Raw genomic sequence first — 5,545 nt, 5'->3', positions numbered from 1 at the left:
CAATTATCTTTGAAAAAACATCTACAAGAACAAGATGTTCATTTGAAGTAGCAGGTTATGACCTAGGTATGGGAGTTACCTACCTTGACCCAACAGGATCTCAAATTGGCCATAAAGAATCTGTAGCTGATACAGCTAGAGTTCTTGGTAGAATGTATGACGGTATAGAATTTAGAGGATTTAAGCAAGAGCACGTAGAAGATCTAGCAAAATACTCTGGTGTTCCAGTATGGAACGGCCTTACAGACCAATGGCACCCAACACAAATGCTAGCTGATATGCTAACAATTGAAGAACACTTTGGTTACCTAAAAGGACTTAAATTTGTATACTTTGGTGACGCTAGAAACAACATGGCAAACTCTCTAATGGTAGTTTGTGCTAAACTTGGTGTTGACTTTGTAGCATGTGCTCCAAAAGAATTATTCCCAGAAGAAGACTTAGTTAAAGAATGTGAAAAAATCGCAGCAGAAAACTTCTCAACTATTACTCTTACAGAAGATGTAGATGCCGCAAGCAAAGACGCTAACGTAATCTACACAGACGTTTGGGTATCTATGGGTGAACCAGAAGAAGAATGGGAAAAGAGAATTAAAATCCTTAAACCATACCAAGTTACAAAAGAAGTTATGGAAAATGCAGACAAAGAAGCTATCTTCCTACACTGCCTACCATCATTCCACGACAAAGAAACAAAGGTTGGCCAAGAAATATTCGAAAAATACGGCATGGACTCAATAGAAGTAACAGACGAAGTATTCGAAAGTGCTCAATCATTAGTATTTGACGAAGCTGAAAACAGAATGCATACAATCAAAGCAGTTATGTATGCTACACTTTGCTAGTTATTAATTTAAACTAGAATATTTAAACACATGGATGGGGCTGGTGGGAGGAATTATTCTTAGATTCTTAAAAATATTTTACTAGTCTAAGGCTAAATCTCCCAGATCCGGCTCCATATAATAAAAAGGATATATTATGCAAGCAATATTAGATTCAATAACAAAACTTACAGCTTGGTTCTGGGGATGGCCTATCCTTATAGTATTAGTAGGCGGCGGTCTATTAATATCAATTAGAATGGGCTTTGTCCAATTAAAATACCTACCTTTCATACTTAAGCAAACGTTTGGAAAGATGTTCTCATCAGACGTTGGCGGTGAAGGATCCGTATCACCCTTCCAGGCAGCAACAGCAGCCCTAGCATCATCAATAGGGGCAGCAAATATAGTAGTTGCACCATCTATAATCTTTACAGCAGGACCTGGTGCAATCTTCTGGATGTGGATAGTTTCCATAATCGGCCAAGGAACAAAATTTGCAGAAATTGTACTAGGTATTAAATACCGTGAGAAAAACGAAGATGGCGAGTTTGTAGGTGGACCATCATATACATTCAAAAAAGGTATAGGTGGTACTCTTGGTAAGGTAATGGGCTTTTTAGTTTCATTTTTCTTTATGATAGAAATTTTACCATCAATTACCATGCAAACTATAGCAGCAGTAGGCCCACTTGAACAATTAGGCCTAAGCCGTGTAGTAGCAGCAGTAGTTATTACAATACTTGTAGTATTAGTAGCTTACGGCGGTATCAAAAGAATCGCTCAAGTAACAGAAAAAATGGTACCATTTATGGCAGCCCTATATATAATTATGGGTCTTGTTATTATAATCATGCACGCTGACCAAGTTCCAAATGCCTTCAAAATGATCTTTGTAGGAGCCTTCAATCCAAAGGCAATCGGTGGCGGTGTAGTAGGGGGAACCCTTGTTCAATTAATCAAGGCTGGTGCAGCAAGAGGATGCTACTCTAACGAAGCTGGTATGGGTTCAGCTCCATACGCACACGCAACAGCAGTAACAGACCACCCAGTTAGACAAGGTATGTGGGGTATATTTGAAGTAATAGCAGACACTGGAATAGTTTGTACAATCTCAGCCCTCCTAGTTTTAGTAACTGGACTTTACCAAGACCCAAGCATGCAGGATATAGGTGTTGAAAGAGCCTTCAATACAGCTTTCGGTCAAGTAGGTACAGCTGTTATAGCAGTTTCTTTATTCCTATTTGTACTATCTACAATCGTAGTAATAGTATTTTATGCAGAAAAACAAGGTGAATACCTCTTTGGTACAACAGTAGGTAAGATAGTAAGACTTATAGCATGTGCTATGATTCTACTAGGTGGATTCATATCATTTGAAAACGCTGCTACTTTCCTAGATGCAACCCTAGGTCTTGTAGTATTTACCAACATGTTAGGTATGATATTGTTAAGTGGTGAAATTAGAGAACTTGTAGATGACTTCTTCAAGAACCCTAAATATTACCCAGGAGCAAAAGAGAAATAAAATTAAACTTTTGTTTAATTAACAGGTGCATAAAACTAAAAATATCCGATTTTTTCGGATATTTTTAGTTAAAGCATTAGTCAAGCTTAGCTTGGGAAGGATGATTAAATGGAAGAATTAGAAGAAATAAAAGAAGAACTGAAATTAGATAAGACAATAAAGAAAGACGTAAGCAAGGAAGTATTTATATTTCTCGCAGTATTTTTAGGCCTATTTATCTACATGGGTTCTATTATGGGCGGGACAAATATGATCAAAACTATGATGCTCACATCATATGATTTATTGATGAATGTCTGCCTCTACTTGATGGCCGTTGCTGTTATAGCAGGCGGTATATCTGCCATATTTTCTGAATTTGGTGTTGTAGCCCTAGTTAACAGACTAGTTTCTAAGGTAATGAAGCCAATCTATGACCTGCCAGGCGCATCTTCACTTGGTATGCTAAATTGTTTTATGTCTGATAACCCAGCCATACTTACCCTAGCTGCTGATGATAATTTTAGAAAGTATTTCAAAAAATATCAGATGCCAGCTTTAACCAACCTAGGTACATCCTTTGGTATGGGACTTATCACAGTGACATCTATGATGGCCCTACCAGTAGATAAGGCAGTTAAGGGTGCCCTAGTAGGTTTATTAGGAGCGGCAGTAGGTTCTATAATTTCAGTTAGACTAATGATAAGAAAGACAAAAAAATATTATGGTACAGAAGATATGGTAGAAACTAAAGGCCAAGGCAATGTCCCTCCTGGCTACAGAAAGGTCAGAGACGGGTCAGCTGGCGCAAGGTTTATAACAGCCTTCCTCGATGGAGGCAAGGTTGGAGTAGATATGGGTCTTGCCATAATTCCAGGTGTATGCCTCATTTGTACCCTAGTAGTTATGCTAACAAATGGACCAGGAGCGGCAGGTTATACTGGAGAAGCCAACCAAGGTATAGGAGTCCTTCCGATGATAGGAGAAAAAATTTCCTTTATCATAAACCCACTTTTTGGATTCAACTCACCAGAGGCTATAGCTGTGCCAATCACAGCCCTAGGTTCAGCAGGTGCTGCTCTTGGTATGGTAGCAGATATGTCTGGCAGGGGCCTTGTAACAGCCAACGATATAGCAGTATTTACATCAATTTGTATGTGCTGGTCAGGCTACCTATCAACCCACATAGCCATGATGGATGCCCTAGAGACAAAAGAAATGACAGGAAATGCAATATTGTGCCATACTATAGGAGGACTTGGAGCAGGTATAGCTGCCCACTTACTATTTATGGTGTTAGGATAGGATGTTATGGACATAAGTAAGTATTCACAAGCTGCTGCAGAAATAATAAAAGAAGCAAACAAAATTGCCATTAGAAAAAACAACGTAGAAGTCTCAGACCTTCACATTTTCTATGCGATTTTAACCCTAGAAGAAAAACTGATTAGGCCTTATTTTAAGGAGCTAAAGTTAATCTACCAAGAGATTTTAGATGATACAGCAAATGCCTTGACTAAGCTAAGGTCCGCCAAGGGGATTAGCTCTCTTTATACATCTAGGTCCTACCAAAGGGCTCTTTTGATAGCAGAAGAGATTTCTAGAAATCAGTTTGAAGAAAAAATCAAGACCGAACACCTTTTGCTAGCCCTCTTAAGGGAAGAGGATATGCCCACAGCCAAGCTTTCAAGGGGCCACGGCCTTAGCTATGAAAACTTAAACCAACTAGTTGCCAAGAAATTTAACGAATACCTACTTAAGGGCGTCGATCAAGAAACTATTATAAAACTCGAAAAATACGGGACAGTCCTTACCAAGGAAGCCATAGAAGGAAGGCTAGACCCTGTAATTGGCAGGGAAGAGGAAACTAGAAATGCCATCAGGATCTTATCTAGGAGGATAAAAAACAACCCAGTCCTCATAGGAGATGCCGGTGTCGGTAAAACTGCCATAGTTGAAGGTATTGTCCAAAGGATAGTGGCAGACGACGTGCCAGATGATTTAAAAGATAAAATAATATTTTCCCTAGATATGACCTCCCTTGTTGCGGGAGCCAAATATAGGGGAGATTTTGAGGAAAGACTAAAGAAAATTCTTGAAATAATCAAGGATTCTAAGGGCAGGATAATCCTATTTATAGATGAAATCCACAATATAATAGGGGCAGGATCAACATCAGGAACCATGGATACTGCAAATATCCTAAAACCCATGCTTGCCCGTGGGGAGATTTTGACAATCGGAGCTACAACCATCGAAGAATACAGAAAATATATAGAGGTTGACAAGGCTCTTGATAGGCGTTTTCAAAAAATCCTCATAGAAGAACCAAGCGTAGAAACATCCATAGCCATCATGAGGGGGATAAAATCCAAGTATGAAAACCACCACATGATAAAGATAACAGACCCAGCTATTACAGAGGCGGTCAAATTATCAAAGAGGTTTTTAACAGAAAGAAAACTCCCAGATGTGGCCATAGATGTAATAGATGAGGCCTGTGCCCAGGTTAAAATGGCAAGAGACCAAAAACCAGAAGAGCTTGACAACCTCCACAGAGAGATAATCCAGCTAGAGATGGAAAATATTGCCCTAAAAAACGAAAAAGACAGCCTATCAAGTCACAGATCAAAGGAAAAAGAAGCAAAAATCAAAGAGCTTGAGGCTGAACTTGCCAAAAAAACCGAGCTTTATGAAAAAGAAAAAGAAAGACAAGAAAGTATTGTCAAGCTAGAAAGGGAAATAGACATCATTGGCCTTGAGATAGAAGAGGCCAAGAATAAAAGAGACCTTGAAAATCTTGACAAGTTTGTAAACCTAAAGGAAAAGGTCACAGCAAAACTTAAAAATATCGAAAGCCAGGGAGAGTTTTACCCCTTAAGGACCAAGGTTGGCGTATCGGAAGTTAAGGACATCATCTCTAAATTAAGCGGGATGCCCAAGTCCAAACTCCAATATGACAAGCTAGATGAAATCAAAAGTGTTAGAAAAAGACTTAAGGAAGAATTTGTAGGGGCAGATGATATGATCGATAAGATTATAAATACCTACATCATTTCTGAAGGTGGCCTCTTTGAGAGAAAAAGGCCAGTCCTAAGTTTTCTTGTTTCAGGACCGTCCTCTTCGGGTAAATCATATATAGCCAAACTTTTGGCTGACTTCCTCTATGAGGGAGATAAGTCCCTACTTACTTTCGATATGAGTGAATTTACCG

General features: G+C 39.0%; 4 protein-coding genes. All 4 read left to right on the top strand.

Going from position 1 to position 5,545, the window contains the following annotated elements:
- A partial coding sequence (gene argF / locus Q0410_RS03365) for an ornithine carbamoyltransferase (protein WP_299032829.1) occupies window positions 1-845 on the top strand: 845 nt, incomplete at its 5' end.
- Between the two features lie 136 nt (window positions 846-981).
- A complete protein-coding gene (locus Q0410_RS03360; RefSeq protein ID WP_299032827.1) occupies window positions 982-2,352 on the top strand; it encodes a sodium:alanine symporter family protein in 1,371 nt (456 codons plus the stop codon).
- Between the two features lie 108 nt (window positions 2,353-2,460).
- Window positions 2,461-3,636, top strand: coding sequence for a hypothetical protein (locus tag Q0410_RS03355; protein ID WP_299032825.1), 1,176 nt, complete (start codon window positions 2,461-2,463; stop codon window positions 3,634-3,636).
- A 6-nt stretch (window positions 3,637-3,642) separates the two neighbouring features.
- Window positions 3,643-5,545: AAA family ATPase (locus Q0410_RS03350; protein WP_299032821.1), on the top strand; the 1,903-nt coding region annotated here is incomplete at its 3' end.

The sequence above is a fragment of the uncultured Anaerococcus sp. genome, from assembly GCF_937934665.1.
GTDB lineage: Bacteria > Bacillota > Clostridia > Tissierellales > Peptoniphilaceae > Anaerococcus.
Note: the sequence above shows the minus strand (reverse complement) of the source record. Positions and strands in the feature narration are given on the sequence as shown.

What these genes read in the sequence shown, in the direction of transcription:
- Q0410_RS03360 (WP_299032827.1), top strand. Translation starts at nt 982, where the DNA reads ATGCAAGCAATATTAGATTCAATAACAAAACTTACAGCTTGGTTCTGG.
- Q0410_RS03355 (WP_299032825.1), top strand. Translation starts at nt 2,461, where the DNA reads ATGGAAGAATTAGAAGAAATAAAAGAAGAACTGAAATTAGATAAGACA.